At 69.2% G+C, this 25,936-nt stretch carries 21 protein-coding genes; 2 read left to right on the top strand and 19 right to left on the bottom strand.

The features are described 5' to 3' along the window. Nucleotides 1-3: 3 nt before the first annotated feature. From HEB94_RS34700 to HEB94_RS34770, 15 genes are all read right to left on the bottom strand, one after another. Complete coding sequence (locus tag HEB94_RS34700) at nt 4-864, bottom strand: shikimate dehydrogenase (protein WP_192753753.1); 861 nt, start codon at nt 862-864, stop codon at nt 4-6. Next, the gene (gene mltG, locus HEB94_RS34705; RefSeq protein WP_192753754.1) at nt 858-1,961 is read right to left on the bottom strand and encodes an endolytic transglycosylase MltG; all 1,104 of its coding nucleotides are present in this window, start codon (nt 1,959-1,961) and stop codon (nt 858-860) included. Before mltG ends, HEB94_RS34700 begins: the two co-directional genes overlap by 7 nt. Continuing rightward, a complete protein-coding gene (ruvX, locus tag HEB94_RS34710) occupies nt 1,954-2,463 on the bottom strand; it encodes a Holliday junction resolvase RuvX (protein ID WP_192753755.1) in 510 nt (169 codons plus the stop codon). The genes mltG and ruvX overlap by 8 nt, the downstream gene beginning before the upstream one ends. Before the next feature lie 13 nt (nt 2,464-2,476). Further along, nucleotides 2,477-5,158, bottom strand: a complete 2,682-nt coding sequence (alaS, locus tag HEB94_RS34715; RefSeq protein ID WP_192753756.1) for an alanine--tRNA ligase — start codon at nt 5,156-5,158, stop codon at nt 2,477-2,479. Continuing rightward, complete coding sequence (locus tag HEB94_RS34720) at nt 5,158-5,457, bottom strand: DUF6167 family protein (protein WP_192753757.1); 300 nt, start codon at nt 5,455-5,457, stop codon at nt 5,158-5,160. The genes alaS and HEB94_RS34720 overlap by 1 nt, the downstream gene beginning before the upstream one ends. After that, nucleotides 5,457-5,873, bottom strand: coding sequence for a DUF948 domain-containing protein (locus tag HEB94_RS34725; protein WP_192753758.1), 417 nt, complete (start codon nt 5,871-5,873; stop codon nt 5,457-5,459). Before HEB94_RS34725 ends, HEB94_RS34720 begins: the two co-directional genes overlap by 1 nt. Nucleotides 5,874-6,008: 135 nt before the next feature. After that, nucleotides 6,009-7,379, bottom strand: coding sequence for a replication-associated recombination protein A (locus tag HEB94_RS34730; protein ID WP_337918111.1), 1,371 nt, complete (start codon nt 7,377-7,379; stop codon nt 6,009-6,011). Between the two features lie 76 nt (nt 7,380-7,455). After that, entirely contained in the window at nt 7,456-8,577 is a 1,122-nt protein-coding gene (locus HEB94_RS34735; protein WP_192753759.1) for an ABC transporter ATP-binding protein, read from the bottom strand. Between the two features lie 12 nt (nt 8,578-8,589). After that, nucleotides 8,590-9,642 (bottom strand): ABC transporter ATP-binding protein, encoded by a 1,053-nt coding sequence (locus HEB94_RS34740; RefSeq protein WP_192753760.1) that lies wholly within the window; start codon nt 9,640-9,642, stop codon nt 8,590-8,592. Next, nucleotides 9,639-10,631: an ABC transporter permease gene (locus HEB94_RS34745; protein WP_192753761.1), complete on the bottom strand. Its 993-nt coding sequence runs from the start codon at nt 10,629-10,631 to the stop codon at nt 9,639-9,641. Before HEB94_RS34745 ends, HEB94_RS34740 begins: the two co-directional genes overlap by 4 nt. Before the next feature lie 84 nt (nt 10,632-10,715). Next, entirely contained in the window at nt 10,716-12,500 is a 1,785-nt protein-coding gene (locus HEB94_RS34750) for an ABC transporter substrate-binding protein (protein ID WP_192753762.1), read from the bottom strand. A gap of 44 nt (nt 12,501-12,544) precedes the next feature. After that, nucleotides 12,545-13,522 (bottom strand): ABC transporter permease, encoded by a 978-nt coding sequence (locus HEB94_RS34755; protein ID WP_192753763.1) that lies wholly within the window; start codon nt 13,520-13,522, stop codon nt 12,545-12,547. A 257-nt stretch (nt 13,523-13,779) separates the two neighbouring features. Next, on the bottom strand, nt 13,780-15,597 hold the full coding sequence (aspS, locus tag HEB94_RS34760) for an aspartate--tRNA ligase (RefSeq protein WP_192753764.1): 1,818 nt from the start codon (nt 15,595-15,597) through the stop codon (nt 13,780-13,782). A 64-nt stretch (nt 15,598-15,661) separates the two neighbouring features. Then, nucleotides 15,662-16,921, bottom strand: coding sequence for a histidine--tRNA ligase (hisS, locus tag HEB94_RS34765; protein WP_192753765.1), 1,260 nt, complete (start codon nt 16,919-16,921; stop codon nt 15,662-15,664). A 9-nt stretch (nt 16,922-16,930) separates the two neighbouring features. Beyond that, on the bottom strand, nt 16,931-17,668 hold the full coding sequence (locus HEB94_RS34770; protein ID WP_192753766.1) for an MBL fold metallo-hydrolase: 738 nt from the start codon (nt 17,666-17,668) through the stop codon (nt 16,931-16,933). A gap of 380 nt (nt 17,669-18,048) precedes the next feature. Here HEB94_RS34770 and HEB94_RS34775 point away from each other — a divergent pair, with 380 nt between their 5' ends. Together HEB94_RS34775 and HEB94_RS34780 are read left to right on the top strand one after the other, a co-directional pair. Next, nucleotides 18,049-18,423, top strand: a complete 375-nt coding sequence (locus HEB94_RS34775; RefSeq protein WP_192753767.1) for a hypothetical protein — start codon at nt 18,049-18,051, stop codon at nt 18,421-18,423. A gap of 20 nt (nt 18,424-18,443) precedes the next feature. After that, a complete protein-coding gene (locus tag HEB94_RS34780) occupies nt 18,444-19,682 on the top strand; it encodes a DUF349 domain-containing protein (RefSeq protein WP_337918112.1) in 1,239 nt (412 codons plus the stop codon). Nucleotides 19,683-19,742: 60 nt separating this feature from the next. On the opposite strand, the gene HEB94_RS34785 is transcribed toward HEB94_RS34780, so the two are convergent. From HEB94_RS34785 to secD, 4 genes are all read right to left on the bottom strand, one after another. Continuing rightward, nucleotides 19,743-21,971, bottom strand: a complete 2,229-nt coding sequence (locus HEB94_RS34785) for a RelA/SpoT family protein (RefSeq protein ID WP_238362861.1) — start codon at nt 21,969-21,971, stop codon at nt 19,743-19,745. 512 nt (nt 21,972-22,483) lie between these two features. Continuing rightward, nucleotides 22,484-23,029: an adenine phosphoribosyltransferase gene (locus tag HEB94_RS34790; RefSeq protein ID WP_192753770.1), complete on the bottom strand. Its 546-nt coding sequence runs from the start codon at nt 23,027-23,029 to the stop codon at nt 22,484-22,486. 13 nt (nt 23,030-23,042) lie between these two features. Then, on the bottom strand, nt 23,043-24,212 hold the full coding sequence (gene secF / locus HEB94_RS34795; protein WP_192753771.1) for a protein translocase subunit SecF: 1,170 nt from the start codon (nt 24,210-24,212) through the stop codon (nt 23,043-23,045). Between the two features lies 1 nt (nt 24,213). Further along, nucleotides 24,214-25,914: a protein translocase subunit SecD gene (gene secD / locus HEB94_RS34800; protein ID WP_192753772.1), complete on the bottom strand. Its 1,701-nt coding sequence runs from the start codon at nt 25,912-25,914 to the stop codon at nt 24,214-24,216. Nucleotides 25,915-25,936 lie beyond the last annotated feature (22 nt).

The raw sequence follows: 25,936 nt of genomic DNA on the forward strand, positions 1-25,936 counted from the left end.
ACCCTAGGCCCCTCTGGCCCGCAACGCCGTCTCGCCCGCCGTACGCATCGCGACCACCGGGGCGGGGGACTCCCCCGTCATCAGCTCCACCTGGACCGCGGCCTGGTGGACGAGGAGGTCGAGCCCGCCCACGACCGTCCTGCCCTGTGCCCGCGCGGCGGCGGCGAGTCGGGTCGGCCACGGGTGGTAGAGGACGTCGAACACCACCGCGGTCCGTTCGACCACGAGGTCCGCCACGGCTGCCGCCGCCTCCTCGGGAACCGTCGACACCAGCACGTCGACCGGCGGAACCGACTCCACCTGGTCCCACGAAACGACGGTGAGAGTGACTCCCACCTGGCCTGCCAGCGCTCGTAGCTCATCCGCCCGGGCGGGATTGCGAGCGATCGCGTACACCTCGACGATCCCCGTTTGGGCGAGAGCGGCCAGCGCCGAACGTGCCGTCGCCCCGACGCCGAGCAGCAGGCCGCTTCGTGCCCGCGTGACCCCGCGTTCGGCGAGCGCCGCCACCAGTCCGGGCACGTCGGTGTTGGTACCGAGACGCCGTCCGTCGGTGAAGAGCACGGTGTTGACCGCGCCGACCAGGCGGGCGACCTCCGACACCTCGTCGCACATCGGGATCACCACGCTCTTGAGCGGCATGGTGAGCGACAGGCCTCGCCAGGACGGGTCCAGGTCGGCGAGGAAGCCGGCCAGGGTGGCCTCGCCGACCTCGAAGGCGTCGTAGCTCCAGTCCAGGCCCAACTCGGCGTAGGCGGTCCGGTGGAGTACCGGTGAGAGCGAATGCGCGATCGGGGATCCGAGGACGGCGCAGCGGCGGGATCGGGTTCGGGCCGACCCGACCGCCTCCACCGCGCTCAGCATCGGTCCGAGTGAGCGCGACACCACTGCTGGAACTCGCCCACGTAGGCCTCGTGCTCGGCGTAGGTGCGGGCGAACTTCGTCGCGCCGGTGTCGGGGTTGACGGTCACGAAGTACATCCACTGCCCCGGCGCCGGGTGCAGTGCCGCCTGCAGAGCCCGCTCGCCGGGCGCGTTGATCGGCCCCGGCGGCAGCCCGGCGTGGACGTAGGTGTTGTACGGCGACTTGTTGGCCCGCTCGGCGGCCGTGGTCGACACCCGGGTGTAGCGGTTGATGGCGTAGTGGACCGTGGAGTCGAGCTGGAGCTGTTGCCCCTCCGCGAGCCGGTTGTAGATCACCCGCGCGACCTTCGGGAAGTCCTCCGGACGCCGCGCCTCCGCCTCCACCAGGCTGGCGACCGTCACGACCTCCAGTGGGCTCTGCCCGAGGTCGGCGGCGCCGTTCTCCAGGCCGATGTCGTCGGCCACGTCGCGGTAGCGCGCGGTCATGTCCTGGAGCAGGGTGGCCGCGGTGGTTCCGGGGTCGACGTCGTACGTCGCGGGGAAGAGCATGCCCTCCGGCTTGCCCTTGGCGTAGGACGGTAGCCCCAGCGACGCCGGGTCCTTCAACACCGCCATGAACTCCGACTCGGGGATGTTCGTCTTCTCCGACATGATCTTCACGGCCTGCGTCATCCGGCGGCCCTCAGGCACTGTGACCCGCTCGAGGATCCTGCTGTTCGGGTCGAGGATCAGGCTGAGGGCGCTCGAGGCCGCCATCTGCGCCCGCAGCCGGTAGTAGCCCGGCTGGATGGACAGCGCACGGGAGTCCTTGCGCGCGGCGCGGGTGAACGCCTCGGCGCTCTTCACCACGTCCTTCTCCTCCAGGGTCGCGGCGATGTCCCGGCTGGAGGCACCCTTCTCCACCTGGACGACGATCTCTCCCTCGCCGGTGCCGGAGTAGTCGGGCACCGTGAAGGCCTCGGTCAGGAACGTCCGGCCCTTGATGGCCACGAAGCCGAGGGCGCCACCGAGGACGACGAACGCCAGGAGGACCGCGATGCATCCTCGCCCTCTGCGGTGGCGCACGCGCCCGGAGGTGCGGAACCCTAGCTCACTCACTGGAGGCCCTTCCCCTTCGCTGTCGCTTGCGCTCGCGCCGCGCGGAGTCGCCGGTGGCGGCTGACCCCGGCGGGCTACCGGTCGAGCGTTCGGTGTCGAGTGCGCTCTGGAGGATGATGGCAGCAGCGGCCTGGTCGATCCGCGCACGCGTGCTCTTGGTGCGCAGCCCCTGGGCATGAAAGCCCTGCTGGGCACTGACCGTCGAGAGTCGCTCGTCGAAGAGCCGGACCGAGATGGTCCCGCCCAGGCGCTCCGCGAGCGCCCGGGCGAACTCCCGTGCCTTCTGGGCCGCCGGGCCCTCGCCTCCGGACAGCGAGACGGGCAGCCCTACGACGACCTCGACGGCCTCGGACTCAGCGACGAGCGCGGCGATCCGGTCGAGGTCACCTTCGCCTCGAGCGACGGTCTCCACAGGCACCGCCAGCAGACCGGAAGGGTCCGACCGAGCCACTCCGATCCGGACGTCGCCGACGTCGATACCCAGCCGAACCCCGCCGCGCATCGTCCGCCCGCCGTCAGCTACTCGTGACCCGGGTGCCGACGGCGTACTCGACTTGACGCAGAGCGTCTTCCGCCTTGGACGGGTCGGTGCCACCGCCCTGCGCGACGTCGTCCTTGCCGCCGCCACCGCCGCCGAGGACACCCGCGGCGATCCTGACCAGCTCACCGGCCGAGAGCCGCCAGGTGCGTGCCTCCTCGTTGATCGCGACCACCACCGACGGGCGACCGCCCGCGGTGCCGACCACCGCCACGACAGCGGGGCGTTCGCGAGGCATCCGGCCGCGTACGTCGAGGGCGAGCTTGCGCAGGTCGCCCGCCGACGCGCCGTCGGGCACCTGGTGCGCCACGAGTGCCACGCCGTAGACGTCCTTCGGGCTCGCCGCCAGCTGACCCGCCGCCGCGAGCACCTGCTCGACACGGACCCGCTCGAGTTCCTTCTCGGCCACCCGCAGCCGATCGAGGATCCCGGCCACGCGGTCGGGAAGCTCCTCCGGCCTGGCCTTGATCGCCTCGGCGAGCTGGCCGAGGATCACGTGCTCACGGGCGAGGAAGCGGTAAGCGTCGGCGCCCACCAGCGCCTCGACGCGCCGGACGCCGGCACCGATCGAGGACTCCGAGAGCAGCTTGACGACTCCGAGCTGCCCGGACCGGCTGGCGTGGGTACCGCCACACAGCTCCCGGGCCCAGTCACCGACCGAGATGACCCGGACCTCATCGCCGTACTTCTCACCGAACAGCGCCATCGCGCCCGAGGACCGCGCCTCGGCGATCGGCATCACCATCGCGCTGACCGGAAGGTCGGCGAGGAGGAGCTCGTTGACCCGCTCCTCCGACTCGGCGAGCACGCTCTCCGGCACGGGACCGGTCGCGGTGAAGTCGAACCGGAACCGGCCCGGCGCGTTCTCCGAGCCCGCCTGCGCGGCGGTCTCGCCGAGCGCCTCACGGAACGCCTTGTGCACCATGTGGGTGGCCGTGTGGGCGCGGGAGATGGCCCGCCGGCGTTCGATGTCGACGAGCGCCTGGGCGACGACGCCGGGAACGACCTCGCCCTCGAGCACCTTCGCCTGGTGGACGATCAGGCCGCTGAGCGGCGACTGCACGTCGTGGACGACCACGCGGGCACCGTTGGCGAGTTCGATCACGCCCTCGTCGGCGAGCTGGCCACCGCCCTCGGCGTAGAACGGCGTCCGGTCGAGGACCAGTTCGATGGTGTCGCCCTCGCGGGCCGAGCCGGCCGGCTCACCGCCGATCAGGAGGCCGGCGACCCGTGCCTCGGAGACCACCTCGTCGTAGCCGGTGAACTCGACCGAGCGACCCAGCTGGTCGGCGACCCCACGGTAGGCCGACAGGTCGGCGTGGGCCGACTTGCGGGCGGCCGCGTCCTCCTTGGCCCGTGTCCGCTGCTCCGCCATCAGCCGGCGGAAGCCCTCCTCATCGACGGACAGGCCACGCTCGGCCGCCATCTCCAGGGTGAGGTCGATCGGGAAGCCGTAGGTGTCGTGCAGCTGGAAGGCCTTGGCCCCGGCCAGCGTCGCGGCGCCGGACCGCTTCGTCTCCTCCGCGGCCAGGTCGAAGATCTGCGCGCCGGTCTTCAGGGTGCCGAGGAAGGTCTCCTCCTCGGCGTAGATCACCGAGCTGATCCGCTGCCAGTCCTGCTCCAGCTCGGGGTAAGACAGCTTCATCCGGGCCTGGCTCACCGGCAGCAGCGTCGGCATGGTGCTCTCGTCGACGCCGAGGAGCCGCATCTGGTTGACGGCGCGCCGGATGATCCGGCGGAGCACGTAGCCGCGGCCCTCGTTGCTCGGCGTGACGCCGTCGCTGACGATCATCATCGCCGAGCGCACGTGGTCGGCGACGACCCGCAGCCGTACGTCGCTGGCGTGGTCCGCGCCGTAGCGGCGGCCGCTGAGCTCGGTCGCCCGGTCCAGCACCGGCCGGATCTCGTCGTTCTCGTAGATGTTGTCGACGCCCTGCAACAGCGCCGCCATGCGCTCCAGGCCCATGCCGGTGTCGATGTTCTTCGCGGGCAGCTCGCCGAGGATCGGGTAGCCCTCCTTGGCGGGGCCCTCACCACGCTCGTACTGCATGAAGACGAGGTTCCAGAACTCGAGGTAGCGGTCCTCGTCGACCTCCGGACCACCTTCGGGGCCGTAGGCCGGGCCGCGGTCGATGTAGAGCTCGCTGCACGGTCCACAGGGTCCGGGCACGCCCATGGACCACAGGTTGTCGGCCATGCCGCGGCGCACGATGCGCTCGGCCGGCAGCCCGATCCGGTTCTGCCAGATCCCCGCCGCCTCGTCGTCCTCGTGGTAGACGGTCACCCAGATCCGGGACTCCGGCAGGCCGAAGCCACCCTCGGAGACCGGGCGGGTGATCAACTCCCACCCCAGCTCGATCGCGCGTTCCTTGAAATAGTCGCCGAAGGAGAAGTTGCCGTTCATCTGGAAGAACGTGCCGTGCCGGGTGGTCTTGCCGACCTCTTCGATGTCGCCGGTGCGTACGCACTTCTGCACGCTCGTGGCGCGCGGGTAGGGCGGCGTCTGCTGGCCCAGGAGGTAGGGCTTGAACGGCACCATCCCGGCGTTGACGAACAACAGGTTGGGGTCGTCGAGCAACAGCGACGCCGACGGCACGACCGTGTGGCCGCGCTCGCCGAAGAAACGTAGATACCGCCGACGAACTTCCGCCGTATCCATCAGCGACCGTCCCTCCAGGTCGAGTTGGGGTCCCGGGCCAGACGCGCGGCGGCGTCTGCGTCGAGGCCCGAGTGTCCGTTGGTCTGCGGTGAGTCGAGCGCAAGGGCGTCGCGCAACTCCTCCTCGCGTGCCTCCATGCCGGCGCGCACCTCCTCACCGAAGGCGCGAACGGCGTCACCGAGGCCGCTCAGCTGCTTGGCGATCCCCTGTGGGGTGAACTGGTCCGCCTTCTGTGAGAGCTTGCGGACCACGAGAACCCCGACGGTGGCACCCACGACCACCCAGAACACTCGCTTCATCAGGCGTCCGCACCCTTCCGGCGGCGGCCCGCCTTCATCTCGCTTCGGACCCTGCGCTCCACGTCACGCCGGTTGTGCGCGACCAGCGCACGGCGGACGCCGTAGGAGAACGCGGCCACCTTGACCAGCGGACCACCGAGGGTGGCCGCGAACAGCGAGGTCAGGCCGGCGACGTTGTCCGAGACGGTCTGGGCACGGGCAGTGATCGTGTCGACCCGCGCCAACTGGGCGTTGGTCGTCGTCACGGTCGTGGTCACCTCACCCAGCAACGGTACGCTCTCGTCGGACACTCCCCGCACCAGCAGGCGCGTCTCGTCGAGCACCTTGCCGAGCTTGAGGATCGGGTACGCGAGGAGCCCCACCAGCAGCAGCAGTGCCGCGGCCGCGATCAGCCCCGCGATTTCACCGGCAGTCATGGCGACCAAACCTATAACGGTCAGGCACAAGTCGTGCGCCGCCCCTACGGGCCGTGTCGTGGCGATGACCTGCGTCTGGTCGCCCAGGCGTGAACCATCCCTTTTGGCCGGGAAGGTGGGAGACGTGCCGCGGGCTCACTCCTCGCCGGCGAGGATGCGGCGGATGCGTTCCAGTCGCTGCGCCGCCGCCTGCTCGGCGCCACGGCTGGTGGGCGTGTAGTAGGTCCGGCCGGCCACCTCGTCAGGTGCGTACTGCTGGGCGACGATCCCGCGCGGGTCGTCGTGGGCGTAGCGGTAGGAAGCGCCGTGGCCGAGCTTCTTCGCCCCGCTGTAGTGGGCGTCGCGCAGGTGCGCCGGAACGGGGCCGATCTTCCCGGCCCGTACGTCTGACAGTGCCGCGCCTATCGCGGTGACCACGGCGTTGGACTTCGGCGCCAGGGTCAGGTGGATGGTCGCGTGGGCGAGGTTGATCGCCGCCTCGGGCAGGCCGACGAACTGCGCGGCCTGGTGGGCGGCGACGGCGACGCCGAGGGCCGTCGGGTCGGCCATGCCGATGTCCTCACTGGCCGAGATCACCAGCCGGCGGGCGATGAACCGGGGATCCTCGCCCGCCTCGATCATCCGGGCGAGGTAGTGCAGGGCGGCGTCGACGTCACTGCCGCGGATCGACTTGATCAACGCGCTGGCGACGTCGTAATGCTGGTCGCCGTCACGGTCGTAACGCACCGCGGCCCGGTCGACCGCCGTCTCCAGCGTCTCCAGGTCGATCTCGGCGGCGCCGTTGGCCATCGCGGCACCCGCGCCGGCCTCGAGGTAGGTGAGAGCACGCCGCGCGTCGCCGCCGGCCATCCGGACAAGGTGCTCCCGGGCCGGTCCGGCGAGTGTGACCGCACCGGCCAGGCCGCGCTCGTCGGCGAGTGCCCGGTCGATCAGCCCGGCGATGTCCTCGTCGGAGAGGGGCTCCAGACGCAGCAGCAGCGACCGGGACAGCAGCGGCGAGATGACCGAGAAGAAGGGGTTTTCGGTGGTTGCCGCGACGAGGGTGATCCAACGGTTTTCCACGCCCGGCAGGAGCGCGTCCTGCTGGGCCTTGCTGAACCGGTGCACCTCGTCGACGAAGAGCACCGTCTCCCGACCCCGGCCGAGGTCACGACGCGCGGAGTCGATCACCGCGCGGACCTCCTTGACCCCGGCCGCGACGGCGGAGACCTCGACGAACGTCCGGTTGGTCTGCCTGCTGACGATCGCGGCGATCGTGGTCTTGCCCGACCCGGGCGGTCCCCACAGCAGGAGCGACATCGGCTGATCGCCCTCGATCAACCGACGCAGCGGCGCGCCGGGGGCGAGGAGCTGGCGCTGCCCGACGAGATCGTCGAGGCTCTGCGGCCGCATCCGCACCGCGAGGGGCGCTGCCCGGTGGTCGGTGTCGGCCAGGCTGCCCGAACCCCGGGCTCCGGCCGGGGCACTCGGCTGCCCCGCCACCTCGAACAACGCCTCGTCGGTCACGGATCGAGACTATCCGGCTGCTCCCCCACCTCCGGCGCGGCCAGCGCCTGTGCCGGCCGCGCGGGTACGGGCCAGGTCAGCGGCCCAGCGGGACCTCGCCGTCACCGTCGACGGCGGCGGCCACGGCCGCCTGGCTCGCCTGCGCGTCCGCGGCCGAGGGCGGGGCCGCGAAGTGGCACGCCACCTGGTGGCCGCCCACCAGCGTCCGCAACGGCGGCTCCTGGGACGCGCAGATGTCCTGCGCCTTCCAGCAGCGGGTACGGAAGCGGCAGCCCGACGGCGGGTCGATCGGGCTCGGCACGTCGCCGAACAGCCGGATCCGCTCCCGGCGGCCGCCCACCGCCGCCTGCCCCACGTCGGGAACAGCCGACAGCAGCGCCTGGGTGTAGGGGTGGTGCGGCTGGGTGTAGAGCCGCTCCCGGTCGGCCACCTCCACGATCTTGCCGAGGTACATCACGGCGATCTTCGGGCAGAAGTGCCGGACGATGGCCAGGTCGTGGGCGATGAAGACGAAGGAGATGCCGAACTCCTTCTGCAGGTCCGCCAGCAGGTTGACGACCTGGGCCTGGATCGAGACGTCCAGGGCGCTGACCGGCTCGTCGGCCACGATCAGCTTGGGTCGCACCGCCAACGCCCGGGCGATACCGATCCGCTGCCGCTGGCCGCCGGAGAACTCCCCCGGATAGCGGTTGTAGTGCTCGGGGTTGAGCCCGACCACCTCGAGCAGCTCCTGGACGCGGGACAGAACGTCCTTCTTCGGCACGATGTTGTGCACCCGCAGCGGCGTACCGATGATCGAGCCGACCGTGTGCCGCGGGTTCAGCGAGGAGTACGGGTCCTGGAAGATGATCTGGATCTCGCGCCGGAAAGGCAACATCTTGCGCGGGGAGAGCGAGCCGATGTCGGTGCCCTCGAACCGCACCTCGCCACTGGTGGGGTCCAGCAGCCGGGTGATGAGCCGGCCGGTCGTCGACTTCCCGCACCCGGACTCCCCCACCAGCCCGAGCGACTCGCCCCGGCCCACGGAGAAGGACACCCCATCGACTGCCTGTACCTGGCCGACGACTCGGCGGATCACGCCGGTCGAACGGACCGGAAAGTGCTTGACGAGGTCCTTGACCTCCAGCAGCGGGGTCCCGGTGCCGCCACCCCACGTCCGCTCCGCGGTCGGTGTGGTCCCTGTCGTGGTCTCTGTCATGGCCTGTCTCCCTCAGCCGATCCGCGGCTGGACTTCTTCGACGAAGATCTCGTCCGGATTCGGCAGGTGGCACCGCACGAGATGGTCGCTACCGCGCCCGCCCGGACGCAGCTCCGGAAGGGTCTCGACGCAGCGGTCGTCCGGCAGCCGCGAGGCGTAGGGGCAACGCGGGTGGAACGAACATCCGCTCGGGAGGTTGATGAGGCTCGGTGGCATGCCCTTGATCGGGTTGAGGCGCTGCTCGGGGTCGCCGGTCAGGTGCGGGGCGCTGGAGAGCAGGCCCCAGGTGTAGGGGTGCTCAGGGTGGGTGAGGATCTGCTTGCAGGCGCCGTACTCGACGCACCGACCGCCGTACATCACCAGGACGTCGTCGGCGACCTCGGCGACGACGCCGAGGTCGTGGGTGATCAGGATGATCGCCGAACCGAACTCCCGCTGCAGATCCTGCAGCAGGTCGAGGATCTGGGCCTGGACGGTCACGTCCAGCGCCGTGGTCGGCTCGTCGGCGATCAGCAGCTGCGGGTCGTTGACCAACGCCATCGCGATCATCGCTCGCTGCCGCATACCGCCGGAGAACTGGTGGGGATAGTCGTCGATACGACGGCTCGCCTGCGGAATCCCAACCCGGTCGAGCATCTCGATGGCCCGCTTGCGGACCTGCGCCTTCGGCGCCTTGTGGTGGGCGAGATACGCCTCGGAGATCTGGTCGCCGATGCTGAAGAACGGGTGCAGCGCGGAGAGCGGGTCCTGGAAGATCATCGAGACCGCGTTGCCGCGGATCTTCCGCATGCGCTCGTCGTCGACGCCGACCAGGTCGGTGCCCTGCAGGCGGATGCTTCCGGAGATCTTCGTACGCCGCCGGTCGTGCAGGCCCATGATCGCCATGCTGGACACGCTCTTGCCGGAGCCGGACTCACCGACAATCCCGAGCGTGCGACCGAGTTGGACGTCGTAGGAAAGGCCGGTGACGGCGTTCACCACACCGTCGGGCGTGGGGAACTGGACCGTGAGGTCCTCCACGGACAGGAACGGCTGCTGGGGCCTGGAGGTTTCGTTCGTGCTCATCCGAGTCGCACCCGTGGGTCGAGGAAGCTGTAGACGATGTCGACGACGATGTTCAACGCCACCAGCAGGAACGACGCGTACATCACCGATCCCATGATGACGGGCAGGTCGCCGGTCCCGACGGCGTTGAGCGCGAGGAGGCCGAGCCCCTGAACGTTGAAGATCTGCTCGGTGAAGACCGTGCCGGTGAGGAGGCCCGCGAGGTCCAGGCCGAGGATCGTGACCACCGAGGTCAGTCCCGCGCGTAACGCGTGCCGGAAGTGGACTCGCCGGACGCTGAGTCCCTTGGCCCGCGCGGTGCGTACGAAGTCCTCGCCCAACGCCTCGACCATAGCCGCCCTGGTGTAGCGGGCGTAGGCCGTCGCGTAGACCGCGCCGAGGACCACCCAGGGAAGTAACAGCCCCTTGAACCACTCGAACGGATTCTCGGTCAGGGGCGTATAGCTACTGCGAGGAAATATCGAGTACTGGATGGTCAGATAGATGGCGGCGAGCAGGGCCACGAGGTAATAGGGGAACGACGTCAGCATCAGTGAACCACTGACGAGCGTCTTGTCCCAGATGGTTCCGCGATGAATGGCCGCGAAGGCACCTGTCGTCACACCCACGATGGAGAAGATGACCATCGCCCCGAGGGCCACCGAGATCGTGACGGGTATTCGCGTGATGATCATCTGGGTGACGGGTTCGTCGGCGACGAAGGAATAGCCAAGACACGGTGCCGGGCACGGCTTGACGAAGCCACCCGAATGGATCTCCCGCCCCGTCGCGATTCCCGTGAAGTACTCGATGAACTGTTCGGGTACGGGCTTGTCCAGCGAGAGGCTCGTACGAATGTCCGCGAGCCGGTCGGGAGTGCAGTTGCGGTCGCCACAGATGGCGTACTCGGGCCTGGACGGACCGAGGAAGAACAAGAAGAACGACAACACCATGACGACGAGCACCACCGCGAGACCCGCGACAATGCGCCGAACCACATATCCGAACATCGTTGACCAACCTCGGCAGCCAGAGTGGGTGACCGGACGCGGTGGGTGGGAAGAGCCAACGGCCCTTCCCACCCGCCGGGTGGCCTACTGCTTCACGAACAACTTGGTGAAGTCGGGACCGCCGGCGAAGGCGTCCAGAACGACACCGCCGACCTTGGAGCCGAACAGGAAGTTGGCCGTGCTGTAGCTGACCGGGATGACCGGGAGGTACTTCTCGGTCATCGTCTTGTCGAGCTTGGCCCACTCAGCCGGCTGCTGGTCCAGGGGCAGGGCCGAGATCCGGTCGATCTCAGTGTTGACGTCCTCCTCGTTGAGGAAGGACTTGTTCGGCGCGGCGTTCGGGTTCAGGGCGATCAGCCGGCCGTCGAAGATGGCCGGGAAGACCGTGGTCGCCGACGGCCAGTCCAGGCACCAACCGTTGGCCCGGATGTTGATCTGCGACTTGGGGTTGCCGAGTTCGGCGCGCACCTGGTCGCGCGGCATCGGGATGGCCTTGGTCTTGAAGCCCGCGGCCTTCAGCTTCTGCTCGCGCACCGCCGAGACCTGCGCGGCGATGTCGTCGTCGTTGGCGTAGACCCAGACGACCTCGAAGCCCAGCTTGCCCGCCGCTTCGAGCATCTTCTTCGCCTCGGCCGGGTCGCCGTCACCCTTCGCGCCGTTGCCGAACACGTCGTAGTTGACGAAGCCCGGGGTCACCTTCGGCAGGATCGTGGTCGCTGCCTTGTAGGTGAACGGGTTGTCGCCGGCCGCCTTGTGCAGCGAGTCGTACGGCCACGCCACCGCGAGCGCCTTGCGCACCTCGAGCGGCATCTTGCGGGTGTCGAGGTAGATGAAGTTGGTGCAGGTGCCGTCACCGGTCAGCATCCGCTCCTCGGGCTCCTTGCCCTGGATCTTGGGCAGCAGGGAGGAGTCGACGCTGTCGTAGGTGATCGCGGTCTGGTCCGGACCGTTGTCGTTGATCAGCTGCTCCTGCAGCTTGATCGGGTTCTGGCTGAACTTGAAGTCGTACTTGTCGACGTACTGGTGCCGACCGGCGTCGGTCGCGGGGTCCCACTGCTCGTTCTTGGTCAGGACGAGCCGCTTGCCCTTCTGGTACGTCTCGAACTTGTACGGCCCGGTCGCGAGCGGGTGGTTGCCGTAGTTGCCCTGGGTGTCCTTGGCCTGCGGGATCGGTGTGAACACCGGGAACGTCGTGTAGTAGGGCAGGTCCGGGAACGGCTTGGCCATCTTCAGGACCAGCGTCTTGTCGTCCGGCGTCTCCACACCGGCGTAGTCGAGACCGCCGTTCTGGGCCGCCGGCTTGAACGGGCCCTTGTAGGTGGTGCCGTCGACGAAGTAGCTCTGCTGGTAGGTCGGACCACCGGTGAGCTCTTCGGTCGCGAAGGACCGCTTCACCGAGTAGGCGAGGTCCTGCGCCGTGACCGGCGAGCCGTCCTCGTACTTGATCCCGTCCTTCAGCTTGAAGGTCCACTCGGTGAAGTCGTCGTTCGGCGTACCGAGGTCCGTCGCCAGGTCGGGGATCAGGTAGTACTTCCCGTCCTCACGCAGTTCGAGCGCCGTGAGCGTGCGGGCCGTCAACCGCAGCACCGCGAGGGTGTCGATGTAGTAGGCCCGGGTGGGGTCGAAGGTCTCCGGCGCGTTCACCGTCAAAACGGTGACCGTGCCGCCCTTCTGGGAACCCGCGATGTCCTTGGCCGGGCCGACCGCCGCCGCGTCCTGCACGACCTGGAAGCCGCCGCCCGTCGGCGCCGCCGACGGGGACTCCTTCTTCTGCTCCTGTGCCCGCTCGGAGGGCGATGCACCCCCACCGCAGGCGGCAGCGCCGAGGGCCAGCACGCCGGCCGCCGCTACCAACCTTCTCCAATGCATACGTTCTTACCTTGCCTTCCTTGAGGACTGGTCCCCGGCGGTTGCTACCGACGGGTTTTCGGGTCGAATGCGTCGCGAATCGCGTCCCCGAGAAGGTTGAGAGCCAGGACGAGCACGAGGATCGCCAGTGCCGGCTGCCAGAAATAGATCGGGTATGTCTCGTAGTAGGACAGCGCGGAGTTGATCGTGCGGCCCCACGAGGGTGTTGGTTCGGTCAGACCGATGCCGAGATAGGAGAGACCAGCTTCCGAAGCGATGTAGCTGGGCACCGCCAGGGAGAGAAAGACGATGATCTGGCCGGTCAGGTTGGGTAGCAGCTCGCGGAAGAGAATCTGCCGGGTCGGTACGCCGATCGCACGAGCGGCCTGCACGAACTCCCGTTCACGCAAGGACAGCACCTGGGCCCGGATCAGCCGGCCAAGACCGGTCCATCCGAACAGCGCGAAGATAGCCACCAGCGACCAGAGGCGAACTTGGGAGACCGTATTCCCATCCGTAGGAAACCAGCTCTGGACGACCGGGACGATGGCGAAGACGAAGAGAATGAGCGGCATCGACAACATCAGGTCGATCAGCCAGGAGATTGCCCGGTCGACACGTCCACCGAGGAAGCCCGAGAGCAGACCCATCGCGGTTCCGATCACCGTCGAGATGGCGGCGGCGCTGACCGCGACGATCAGCGAGGGACGGCTGCCCTGAATCCACCGGGCGAAGAGGTCCCGGCCGAGCCGCGGCTCCAACCCGAAGGGGTGGGCGGCGCTGGGATTGACGGTGGGAAAGCCGTATTCGTCGACGAGATCCTGGTGGAGCGTGTTGGGATCGGTGTTGGTTACCGCGGTGATGACGTCGGCGAATATCGCAATCAGGATGAAGAAGAGAACGACGACCGCGCAGATGATCGCGACCTTGTCTTTGCGCAGCCGCTCCAGCGCGATCTGGGTCGGAGACTTGCTCCTCACCGGAGCTGCGGGGGGCGCGACCGGCGTGCTGCTACCGGTCTCGAGCAGGGTCGGATCCGCCATAGATCGTCGTAAGCCTTCCAGAAGTAGGAACGCCACACAGAGCTTGTCCGCAACGCGCTGTGTTCGAAGATTGCAACGCCTGACGATAGACGACCGGATCGCCCGATCACACTGCCGTTGAGATCACGATTTGTAAACTCTTGACATTACACTGCGTATACATCAAGCCACTGTTCGCATAACACTCGGTGAAAACACAAAGTGCGGCCGGCCCTAGTGGGCCGGCCGCACGTGGTCGATTCAGGTGACGGAGGTGTCTACCGGGCCTCGCTCGGCCCGCCGGTGCTCGCGTTCGCGTCCGCTACCGGCCGCTCCTGCTTGGTCTGCTTGGTGTCGATCCCGGCCTCTCGGCGCTGCGCGGGCGTGATGGGGGTGGGCGCGCCGGTCAACGGATCGGATCCCGAAGCGGTCTTCGGGAAGGCGATGACGTCGCGGATCGACTCCACACCGGTCAGCAGCGCGACCAGCCGGTCCATGCCGAGAGCGATGCCGCCGTGCGGCGGAGGTCCGTAGCGGAATGCCTCCAGCAGGAAGCCGAACTGGCTCTCGGCCTCCGGCCTGCTGAGTCCGATCACGTCGAACACCCGCTGCTGCATTTCGGCGCGGTGAATACGGATGGAGCCGCCACCGATCTCGGTGCCGTTCAGCACGATGTCGTAGGCCTGGGAGAGCGCCTGACCGGGGTCCTCCTGGAACCGGTCTGCCCACTCCGGGGTCGGCGCGGTGAAGGGGTGGTGGATGGCGGTCCAGCCGCGACTTCCGTCGAAGTTCTCGACCGGCTCGAACATCGGCGCGTCGACCACCCAGCAGAACTCCCAACGGGAGTGGTCGATCAGGCCACAGCGCTCCCCCACCTCGAGGCGGACCGCGGCCAGGAGGCCGAGCGCCTCCGAACGCGGTCCGGCCGCGAAGAACACACAGTCGCCCGGTTTGGCGCCGGCGTGTGCCGCGAGGCCGGCCCGCTCCTCCTCGGAGAGGTTCTTCGCCACGGGGCCGGCGAGTTCGCCGTTCTCCCCCACCAGGACGTAGGCGAGACCCTTCGCGCCGCGCGAGCGCGCCCACTCCTGCCAGGCGTCGAGCTCCTTGCGGGCCTGCCCGGCCCCGCCGGGCATCACGACCGCGCCGACGTGGAAGTCGTCGCCCTTCGCCTGGAACACCCGGAACGGCGTGTGAGCGAAGTAGTCGGTGAAGTCGACGAGCTCGTTGCCGAACCGCAGGTCCGGTCGGTCGATCCCGAACCGGCGCATGGCCTCCGCGTAGGTCATCCGCGGGATCGGCTGGGGGATCTCGTAGCCGAGGACGTCCTTCCAGACCCGGGCGAGCACCTGCTCGGTGAGGGCGATGACGTCGTCGACGGAGCAGAACGACATCTCGACGTCGAGCTGGGTGAACTCCGGCTGCCGGTCGGCACGGAAGTCCTCGTCCCGGAAGCAGCGCGCGATCTGGTAGTAGCGCTCGAGGCCCGCCACCATCAGCAGCTGCTTGAACAGCTGCGGCGACTGCGGCAGGGCGTACCAGCTACCCGGCTGGAGCCGGACCGGCACGACGAAGTCGCGGGCGCCCTCCGGAGTCGAGCGGGTGAGGTAGGGCGTCTCGACGTCGACGAAGCCGCTCTGGTCCATCACGTCGCGGATCAGGTGGGTCACCCGGGAACGGGTGCGCAGCTTCTCCGCCATCTCCGGACGGCGCAGGTCGAGGTAGCGGTGACGCAACCGCACCTCCTCGTTGACCGGCGTCTGGTGGTGCTCCTCCACCGGGAACGGCAACGCCTCGGCGGTGCTCAGCACCTCCACCTCGGAGGTGACGACCTCGACCTCACCCGTCGGGAGGTTGGGGTTGGCGTTGCCCTCCGGCCGCGGGCGTACGTCGCCCACGATCCGGATGCAGTGCTCCTGGCGCAGGTCACGCGCCGCGGCCTCGTCACGGATCACCACCTGCACGGTGCCCGAGGCGTCCCGCAGGTCGATGAATGCCACGCCACCGTGGTCTCGTCGCCTGGCCACCCACCCGGCCAGGGTCACGGTCTGGTCGACGTGGTCGGCGCGTAGCGTGCCGGCCTCGTGCGTGCGGATCACCCGAACGTCTCCTTCGTCGTGTCGTGCGTGATGTCTCGCGTCATATCCTCGGCGCTGCCGGCCGTCACTGTCCGGTGCTCGCGACGATGGCGGCGACGAGGTCGTCGAGCGGAACCGACGTCTGCTCGCCGCTGCGCAGGTCCTTCAGCTGGACGACGTGCTGCTCGAGGTCCCGATCACCGAGAACGAGCGCGAACGCCGCCCCGGACCGGTCGGCGGCCTTCATCGCGCCCTTGAGGCCCTGCCCGCCGTAGGTCGTGTCGGAGCGGAGACCGGCACGCCGGAGGTCGCGCAGCAACGTGACCGTACGGCGCCGCGCCGCCGCCCCGAGCGGGACGACGAAGACGTCGCAGCGGCTCCGGTCGCCGACCTCGAGCCCTTCGGCGTCGACGGCCAGGATCGTGCGGTCGACGCCGAGCCCGAAGCCCACGCCGCCGAGGTCGGGGCCACCGATGGTCGCGAGGAGGCCGTCGTAGCGACCACCTCCGCCGAGCGCGGACTGCGCGCCGAGACCGCCGTGCACGATCTCGAACGTGGTCCGGACGTAGTAGTCCAGCCCACGGACGAGGCGGGGCGTGTCCTCGTACTCCACCCCGAGATCGGTGAGATAGGAGCGCACCTGCTCGTGGTGCTCCTTGCAGGCTCCGCAGAGGTGATCGGTGATCAGCGGCGCGTCGGTGAGCTGGGCCTGGACCTCCGCGCGCTTGTCGTCCAGCACCCGCATCGGGTTGATCTCCGCGCGCCGGCGGGTGTCGTCGTCGAGGTCGAGCCCGCGCAGGAAGTCCTGGAGCAGCTCGCGGTAGGCCGGCCGGCACTCTCGACACCCGAGGCTGTTGAGCAGCAGGCGGGTCCCGGTGAGCCCGAGCGAGCGCATGGCCTCCGCGGCCAGCCAGACGACCTCGGCGTCGAGCGCGGGGTCGTCACCGCCGATCGTCTCCACGCCCACCTGGGTGTGCTGGCGGTAGCGGCCGGACTGCGGCTGCTCGTAACGGAAGTTGGGTCCGACGTACCACACCTTCACCGGCAGTTGGCCGCGGTGCAGGCCGTGCTCGGCGATGGCACGCAGGACGCCGGCCGTCCCCTCCGGTCGCAACGTCAGCGAACGCCCGCCGCGGTCCTCGAAGGTGTACATCTCCTTGGTCACGACGTCGGTCGACTCACCGACCCCCCGGACGAAGAGCCCGGTGTCCTCGAACATCGGGGTCTCGACGTAGTCGTACCCGGCCAGCCTGGGTTGCCGGCTCAGTGCCTCCCGGACGGCGAGCCACGTCGCCGACCGCGGAGGAACGATGTCGTAGGTGCCCTTGGGCGCCTGGAAACTCATGAGGAATCTTCACCCGCTCCGTGCCGGGCCGGGCACGAGCCCCTTCAGGAAGGGATTGTTCTGGCGTTCCCGGCCGATGGTCGTCTGGTCACCGTGGCCGGGCAGAACGACGATCCGGTCGTCGAGCGGCAGCACCTTGTCGGCAAGGCTGCGCAGCATCGTCGGATGATCTCCGCCCGGCAGGTCGGTGCGTCCGATGGATCCGGCGAAGAGCAGGTCGCCCCCGAACATCAGCTCCGGTGCGTCTGCCGCCGGCTCCGTCCACGCCGTGCTGCCACGGCGCCCGGCCCCCGGACTGTACGGGGTCCGAAACGTCACCGACCCGCTGGTATGGCCTGGTGTGTGGTCGACTGTGAGGTTCAGCCCGGCGACCTCGACGGTGGCGCCGTCGGCGAGTTCCCGCACCTCGTCGGGCTCGGCGAAGGTCTCGCCCCCGCCGAGCAGGGCGCCGGCCCACTCCGGCGGAAGCCCGTTCAGCGGGTCGGCGAGCAGGCGCCGATCGGCTGGGTGGACCCAGCACACCGCGTCGTAGCTGCCGCAGACGGGCAGCACCGACCACATGTGGTCAAGGTGACCGTGGGTCAGGAGGACGGCGATCGGCCTGAGCCCGTGCTCGCGGACCACCTCGGCCACCGCCGGGGCGGCGTCCTGCCCGGGGTCGACGACCACGCACTCCGCGCCCGCCTCGGCTGCCACGACGTAGCAGTTCGCGGCGAACACTCCGGTGGGGAAGCCGGCGACGAACACTGCGTAGTCCTCTTGGGGTCGTACGGCGGGGAAAAGCTTCTCGACCTTCGAAGACTACCGGCGGCCCGGTCGGCCCCGCGAACCGCATGACCGGCGTTCCCGCGACGGGCGACCCCCGGCCGGATGCACCACCCGGCCAGCCGAAGCGCCCCGTTCGGTGGTGAAAGCTGGGGATTACCCGGGCGCGCGCGAGGGGTGTGCCATCTAGACTGACTCACCGGTCGTCGGACACCAGAGCGGAGAGACGGTCCTCGGTGGTCACGAAGAAGCAGCGTCAACGCCAGCTCGCCCGGCAGAAGTGGGAACGCCAGCGGACCCGCCAGGTCGAGCACCGCCATCGCGCGCGCCGCAACGGCATCATCATCGGCACGGTCGTCGCGGTGATCGCCGTGATCGCGGGCGGCGTCGGTCTCTTCCTCCTCCTGCGCGACGACCGGCCGGCCCATGCCGCCGCCGTCCTCACGCCGGCGGACCACGATCCGGGCGCGACGCCGGGCAGGATGGTCATGGCGGGTGCGCCGGGCAGGATGGTCGCGGCCGATGGTGAAAACCGTAATGACAGCGGATTTGTCATCACGTACGGTGACCCCTTCACGATCGATCACCCCGCGACGGCGTTCGGGAAGGTCAGCTACAGGCTCGACGGCGTATCAAGGGCGGCCAAGGCCGGCCTCGCTCCCGACTCCGGGACACAGGGGCTCGGCCGACCGGCAACATCGGTCATCATCGAAGATGTCAAGGTCACGACGACGTGATCACCGACCGGGAGCGTGCAGTGAACGGAACGGCAGAAGATCCCTGGGGCAGGGTGGCGGACGACGGCACGGTCTATGTCCGCACCGACACCGGCGAGCGCGCCATCGGGTCCTGGCAGGTGGGCGACCCCGAGGGAGCGCTCACGTTCTTCCGCCGCAAGTACGACGCGATCGCGCTGGAGGTCGACCTGCTCGCCTCGCGGGTCGAGAGCGGCATCCTCGCTCCCGACGAGGCGCAGAGCGCCCTCCGTCGTGAGCGGCGCAACCTCGAGAACGCGCAGGCGATCGGAGACCTGGCGGCCCTGGCCGCCCGCCTCGACGCCCTCGAGGCGGTGATCGCCGACCGGCGCGCGGAGCGTCGAGTCGAGCGCAAGCGCCAGGTGGAGGAGGCCCGCGAGGCCAAGGCCGCCATCGCGGCGGAGGCCGAGACCCTCTCGGCGGGCTCTGACTGGCGGCACGGCGTCGGCCGGTTCCGCGAGCTGCTCGACCAGTGGAAGGCGCTGCCCCGGCTCGACAAGGCGACCGACGACGAGCTGTGGCGCCGCTTCTCCAGCGCCCGGACCGCCTACACCCGCCGCCGCAAGCAGCACTTCTCCGAGCTCAACGTTCGCCGCGAGGACGCCCGGCAGGCGAAGGAGGAGATCGCCGCGGAGGCGGAGTCCCTCGCCGACTCGACCGACTGGGGCCGGGGGACCACGCAGTACCGCGAGCTCATGCAGCGCTGGAAGGCGGCCGGACCCGCGGCCCGTGACGTCGAGGACCAGCTCTGGAAGCGGTTCCGGGCCGCCCAGGACCGGTTCTTCAACGCCCGCAACGCGACCTACGCCGAGCAGGAGGCCGAGTTCCAGGTCAACCTGGAGCAGAAGGAAGCCTTGCTCGTCGAGGCGGAGGCACTGCTGCCCGTACGCGATCACCGGGTGGCGCGCGAGGCTTACCGCGGTCTGTTGCAGCGGTGGGACGAGATCGGCCGCGTGCCCCGCGCCTCCGTGCGCGCGGTGGAGGGCCGACTTCGCAAGGTCGAGGACGCCATCCGCTCCGCTGAGAGCAACGAGTGGCGGCGGACCAACCCCGAGACCCGGGCCCGCGCCAACGACACCTTGACGCAGCTGCGCAACTCGATCGCCGACCTCGAACGCGAGCTTGCCAAGCAGCAGGAGACGGGCAACGCGGCCGGAGTACGCCAGGCGGAGGAGGCCCTCAACGCCCGCCGTGCCTGGCTGGCCGAGGTCGAGAAGACGCTCGACGAGTTCTCCAGCTGAATCTGAGGGTCCCTGGAGTCCGGGTGAGGCGTACGCCCACCCGGACTCGTTCTGTCGCGATCAGTTGGTGACGCGGTAGGCGTCGAAGACGCCGTCGACGCTGCGTACGGCGCGAAGGACGTGCCCAAGATGCTTGGGGTCGCCCATCTCGAAGGTGAAGCGACTCTTCGCCACCCGGTCGCGGGTGGTCGTCACCGACGCCGACAGGATGTTGACGTGCTGGTCGGACAGGATCCGGGTGATGTCGCTGAGCAGCCGGGCCCGGTCGAGGGCCTCGACCTGGATCTGCACGAGGAAGAGGCTCTGCGCCGTCGGCGCCCACTCGACCTCGACCATCCGCTCGGGCTGGGTGGTCAGGTGGTGGATGTTGATGCAGTCTCCCCGGTGGACCGACACCCCCGCGCCGCGGGTGACGAAGCCGACGATCGCGTCTCCCGGCACGGGCGTACAGCACTTCGCCAGCTTCACCCAGACGTCGGTGACACCCTTGACGACGACACCGGAGTCGCCGCGGGGTAGCCGCTCCCGCCGCCCTGTGTCGGGCGAGATGACGATGGCCTCCGACGCGTCCTCGGCCTCCTCCTCGCCCGCGCCGACGGTCTGCATGAGACGCCGGACGACGGACTGTGCGGTGACGGTGCCCTCCCCCACCGCGGCGTAGAGCGAGGAGACGTCGGGGTAGCGGAGGTCCTGAGCGATCGCGGCGAGTGACTCGTGGGTGAGCATGCGCTGCAGCGACATGCCCTCCTTGCGGACCATGCGGGCCAGTTGGTCCTTGCCCTGGTCGATGGCCTCCTCGCGCCGCTCCTTGGTGAACCAGTGCCGGATCTTGTTGCGGGCACGCGGGCTGCGGACGAACGTCAGCCAGTCACGACTCGGTGCGGCGCCGTCGGCCTTGGAGGTGAAGACCTCCACCAGGTCGCCGTTCTCGAGTTGGCTCTCGAGCGGCACGAGCCGGCCGTTGACCCGGGCGCCGATACAGCGGTGCCCCACCTCGGTGTGGATCGCGTAGGCGAAGTCGACCGGTGTGGATCCGGCCGGCAGCGCGATGACGTCGCCGCGCGGGGTGAAGACGTAGACCTGGGTGGAGTTGATCTCGAACCGCAGCGACTCGAGGAACTCCCCCGGGTCCTCGGTCTCGCGCTGCCAGTCGAGAAGCTGGCGCAGCCACGCCATGTCGTTGGGGCCGCCGCCGCGGTCGGTCTCCCGACCGGCGTTGGGGTCCTCCTTGTACTTCCAGTGCGCGGCGACACCGTATTCGGCCCGCCGGTGCATGGAGAACGTGCGCAGCTGCAGCTCCACCGGCTTGCCCTCGGGCCCCATCACCGAGGTGTGCAGCGACTGGTACATGTTGAACTTCGGCATCGCGATGTAGTCCTTGAACCGCCCGGGTACGGGGTTCCATCGCGCGTGGATGACGCCGAGTGCGGCGTAACAGTCGCGTACGGAGTCGGTCAGGACCCGGATGCCGACCAGGTCGTAGATGTCGCCGAACTCCCGGCCGCGGACGATCATCTTCTGGTAGATCGAGTAGTAGTGCTTCGGGCGTCCGGTGACGGTGGCCTTGACCTTCGCGTCGCGCAGGTCGGACTGCACCCGGTCGATGACCTTCGCGAGGTATTCGTCGCGGGACGGCGCACGCTCGGCGACCAGCCGCACGATCTCGTCGTAGAGCTTCGGATGCAGGGTCGCGAAGGCGAGGTCCTCGATCTCCCACTTGAGGGTGTTCATCCCTAGCCGGTGGGCGAGCGAGGCGTAGATCTCGAGGGTCTCGCGTGCGGTGCGCTCCTGCGTCGCCTGCTTGACGTAACGCAGCGTGCGCATGTTGTGCAGCCGGTCCGCGAGCTTGATGACCAGGACCCGGATGTCCTTGGCCATCGCGATGACCATCTTGCGGATGGTCTCGGCCTGCGCGCTCTCGCCGTACTTGACCTTGTCGAGCTTGGTCACGCCGTCGACGAGGAGGGCGATCTCGTCGCCGAAGTCGTTGCGCAGCTCGGTCAGCGTGTAGGGCGTGTCCTCGACCGTGTCGTGCAGGAGCGCCGCGCAGAGGGTGGGCGGTGTCATGCCCAGCTCGGCGAGGATCGTCGCGACGGCGACGGGGTGGGTGATGAACGGGTCACCGCTCTTGCGGGACTGGCCCCGGTGGTAGCGCTCGGCGGTGTGGTAGGCCCGCTCGATGAGGGTCAGGTCGGCTTTGGGGTGAGTCGTCCGGACGATCCGGAAAAGCGGCTCCAGGACCGGGTTGCCCTGCGGCGAACGCCCCAGTCGGGCCAACCGCTGGCGCATCCGCCGGGAGGACCCGGAGAACGGCCCGCCGGGCCCCTGGCCGGCGCCTCGGCGACCCGACGCGCCACGCTCGGCGGGTGCGGGGGCCTTGACCGGCTCGGTGCTGGTCGGCGCCGCCAACGCGGCGGCGGCTGCCGCACGGACCGCGGACACGCTTACCGAACGTTGCGGCGCACGGGGCACATCACCGCGCGCCGGCGCAGTCGAAGCGATCTCCTCGGCCACAGCGGTCTCCTCTGGGGCGGCAAGGCACCAGTTTACGGGCAACGAGACGGGTTACCGTCGGCACTGTCCACCAGATGGTGCTTGGGTGTCCAGCTGGGTCCTTGCCGCCGACGGTCACCGTCCGCCGCGGATGCCCCTGACTGTCCTGCGACGTGGACTTCGCCAGACTGGTCGACTTTCACCGCGCTGGCGGCGGTCCGTCCGGATCGGTTCGGCACCATTCGTCCGAGATCGGAGCCGAGTCGTCTCAGGACCGCAGGCGAGGGTCGGATCAACTGGACCAATCTTCAGATCTGGGCGAGGGACCGCAGCGCGGCGAGTTCGGCCACCCGTTCGCGTCCCCTGAGGAAGCCGAGCTCGAGCAGAACGGACACGCCCACGATCTCCGCGCCACCGGCCCGGATGAGGCCGACGGTCGCCTCGACCGTCCCACCGGTCGCGAGAACGTCGTCGATGACCAGCACCCGCTCCCCCGCCGCGATCGCGTCCTGATGGATCTCGAGGGTCTCCTGGCCGTACTCGAGCGCGTAGGTCTGGGAGTGGGTCAGCCCGGGCAGCTTCCCCTGCTTGCGGACCGGTACGAAACCGGCACCCAGAGCCAGCGCCACCGGCGCGGCCAGGATGAAACCGCGCGCCTCGATGCCGACCACTTTGTCGACCCGCGGATCGGCGTCGATCCACGGTGCGCACAGCGCGTCGATCGTGCGGGCGAAGGCGCTCGCGTCGGCGAGAAGCGGGGTGATGTCCTTGAAGACGATGCCGGGCTTGGGGTAGTCGGGAACGTCTCGGACCAGGCCGTTGATCAGCTCGTCGATGCCGCGGACCTCGCTCATCGGCGCGGGCTCCTCATCGGCCCTGGCCCTTGGAGCGGCGGGACCTGGGCTTGCGTTGGGGTTGGGCACGCCCGGCGGCCTGGGTGCGTTCGACCGGACGGGCCTGCGTGCTGCCACGGGCCGATGTCGAGACGGACTCGCGTTGGGACGCCCCGGCGCCGGCATCGGCCTGATCCCCGGCCGTACCCTTCTCCGCGGCGGCACGCCGCTGCGCCACCCTTCGGGCCAGGGCCCGCATCGCGGGCTCGCGCTCCTTCAGGTCACACAGCAACGGGGTGGCGATGAAGATCGAGGAGTACGTACCGACCGCGATACCGATGAACAGCGCCAGCGACAGGTCCTTCAGCGTGCCGGCTCCGAGGAGTCCGGCGCCGACGAACAGGATGCCCGCGACCGGGAGCAGCGCGATGAGCGAGGTGTTGATCGAGCGCACCAGCGTCTGGTTGACGGCGAGGTTGGCGGCCTCGCTGTAGGTCCAGCGACTCGAGGCGGAGATGTTCCGGGTGTTTTCACGCACCTTGTCGAAGACGACCACGGTGTCGTACAGGGAGTATCCGAGGATCGTCAGCAGGCCGATGATCGTCGCCGGCGTGACGTCGAAGCCCACCAGTGCGTAGATGCCGACGGTGATGAACACGTCGTGCAACAGCGCGACGAGCCCGGACACCGACATTCGCCACTCGCGGAAGTAGAGCCAGATCACCACCATCACGAGGACGAGGAACACCCCGAGACTCAGGATGGCCTTGCTGGTGATCTGCTGGCCCCAGGTCGGCCCGATGCTGGAGTAGTCGATCTGGCTCTCGCTGATCCGGAGCTCGTTGGCGATCGCCTTGCGCGCGGTGGCGATCTGCTCGGGAGTCAGCGGCGGCGTCTCCGCGCGGATCTGGTCGGTTCCGATCGAGGTGACGGTGGGCTCCGCGCCCTTCAGCACCCCGGTGTCGACGACGGCGGACCGCACGTCCGGAATGGCCGCCTGCGCGGAGCCGGCCGAGACCGGTGCCTGGAAGTCCACACCGCCACGGAACTCGATGGAGAAGTTGAGTCCGCGCAGCAGGATGGCGCCGAGCGCGATCAGCACCACGATGGCCGACGCGGCGTACCAGACCCGTCGCCGACCGATGAAGTTGAGCGACAACTCACCGGTGTAGAGCCTGTGCCCGACGGAACCGAGGCGGGACATGTCAGGCTCCCTTCGTCGCGGAGCGCTTGACCGTGCGCGGCGCCAGCCGCTCTCGGGGCACGCCGAGCCGGGACGGATCGAGTCCGGAGAAACGATGCCCCTCACCGAAGAAGCGGGTGCGGGAGAGCAGCGTGAGCAATGGCTTGGTGAAGACGAACACGATGATGATGTCGACGACCGTCGTCAGTCCGAGCGCGTAGGCGAAGCCTCGGACGTTGCCCACGGACAACGTGTAGAGGACCACCGCGGCCAGGAGCGACACCGAGTCGGCGGCGAGGATCGTACGTCGGGCACGTACCCAGCCCGTCTCCACGGCGGTTCGCAGACTTCGCCCTTCGCGCACTTCGTCGCGGAGGCGTTCGAAGTAGACGACGAAGGAGTCGGCGGTGATACCGATCGCGACGATCAGGCCCGCGATGCCGGCGAGGGTGAGGGTGAAGCCCTGCGGGCCGAGCAGCGACACCGCCGCGTAGACGACCGCCGCGGCGGCGGCCAGGGACAGGACCACCACCAGGCCGAGGCCGCGGTAGTAGAAGAACGAGTACAGGACGACGAGGGCGAGACCGATGGCGCCGGCGATGAGGCCACCGCGGAGCTGGTCACTGCCGAGCGTCGGCGACACGGTGGAGACCTGGCTGGTCTCGAAGGTCAGCGGCAGCGCGCCGTACTTCAGCGTGTTGGCCAGGTCGGTGGCCTGCTGCTGGGAGAACTGACCAGTGATGCTCGCCTGGCCGTCAGTGATCGGCCCCTCGATCACGGGGAAGGAGACGACCTTCCCGTCGAGGACGATCGCGAACTGACTGAGCGGCTGCTGCAGCTGGTACATCTGCGTGCTCGCCTGCGCGAACTTGCTCTTGCCGGCACCCTTCAGCTGGAGGCCGACCTGCCAGGACAGCTGGTTCTGCGGCAGCTGGGCGCTCGCGTCGGAGATCTCCGAGCCGAGGATGAGGGCGGGGCCGAGGACGAACTTCGTGGCGCTCTCCCGGTCACAGGTGAGCAGGGGGTTGCGGGAGTTGTCCTTGGCCGGCGTGAACTGCTCGCACTTGAACTTGTCCAGTGCCGCGAGCTGCGCGGCGCTGGCGCCCGTGGTCGACACCTGGACCTTGCCGTTGTCGGGCGCGGGCGGGTTCGGCTGGTTCGTCGGCGAGGGCGTGCTCGTCGCCGACGGTGTGGGAGTCGGCGCGGCAGCCTTGAGGGACTGCGGAACGGCGCGACCACGGTCGTGCGGCGTGACGCTCGCGGACGGCGAACCCGTCGGCGTGGGTGTGGGAGTGGTGGACGGGCTGGGACTTCCCGACGGCGTGGGTGTCGGAGCCGGCGCCGCAGCGGCCGCGGGGGCCACCGCGAGGACCTGCCGGAACCTCAGCTCGGCGGTCGAACCCACCAACCGGACGATCTCGTCCTGCCCCACACCGGGGACCTCGACGACGATGTGGTCGTTGCCCTGAGTGGTCACCTCCGCCTCGGCGACGGAGCCGACGCGGTTACGGATGATGTCGACAGCCTCGGCAAGCTTCTCCGGGGTCACCGGTCCCTGGCCGGCCGACGGGCGGGCGGTCAGGGTGATGGAGGTGCCGCCACGCAGGTCGAGACCGAGCCGCGGCGTCAGCGTACCGATCGCGATCATCGTGCCGAAGCCCACGACCAGAACCAGGAGAAGCGCTCCCAGAGAGCGCCACGGGTGCGGCCTCTTCGTCGCCACGTCGTCTCACTCTCCCCGTGAA

This window comes from Actinopolymorpha pittospori, assembly GCF_014873875.1.
Classification (GTDB): Bacteria; Actinomycetota; Actinomycetes; order Propionibacteriales; family Actinopolymorphaceae; genus Actinopolymorpha; species Actinopolymorpha pittospori.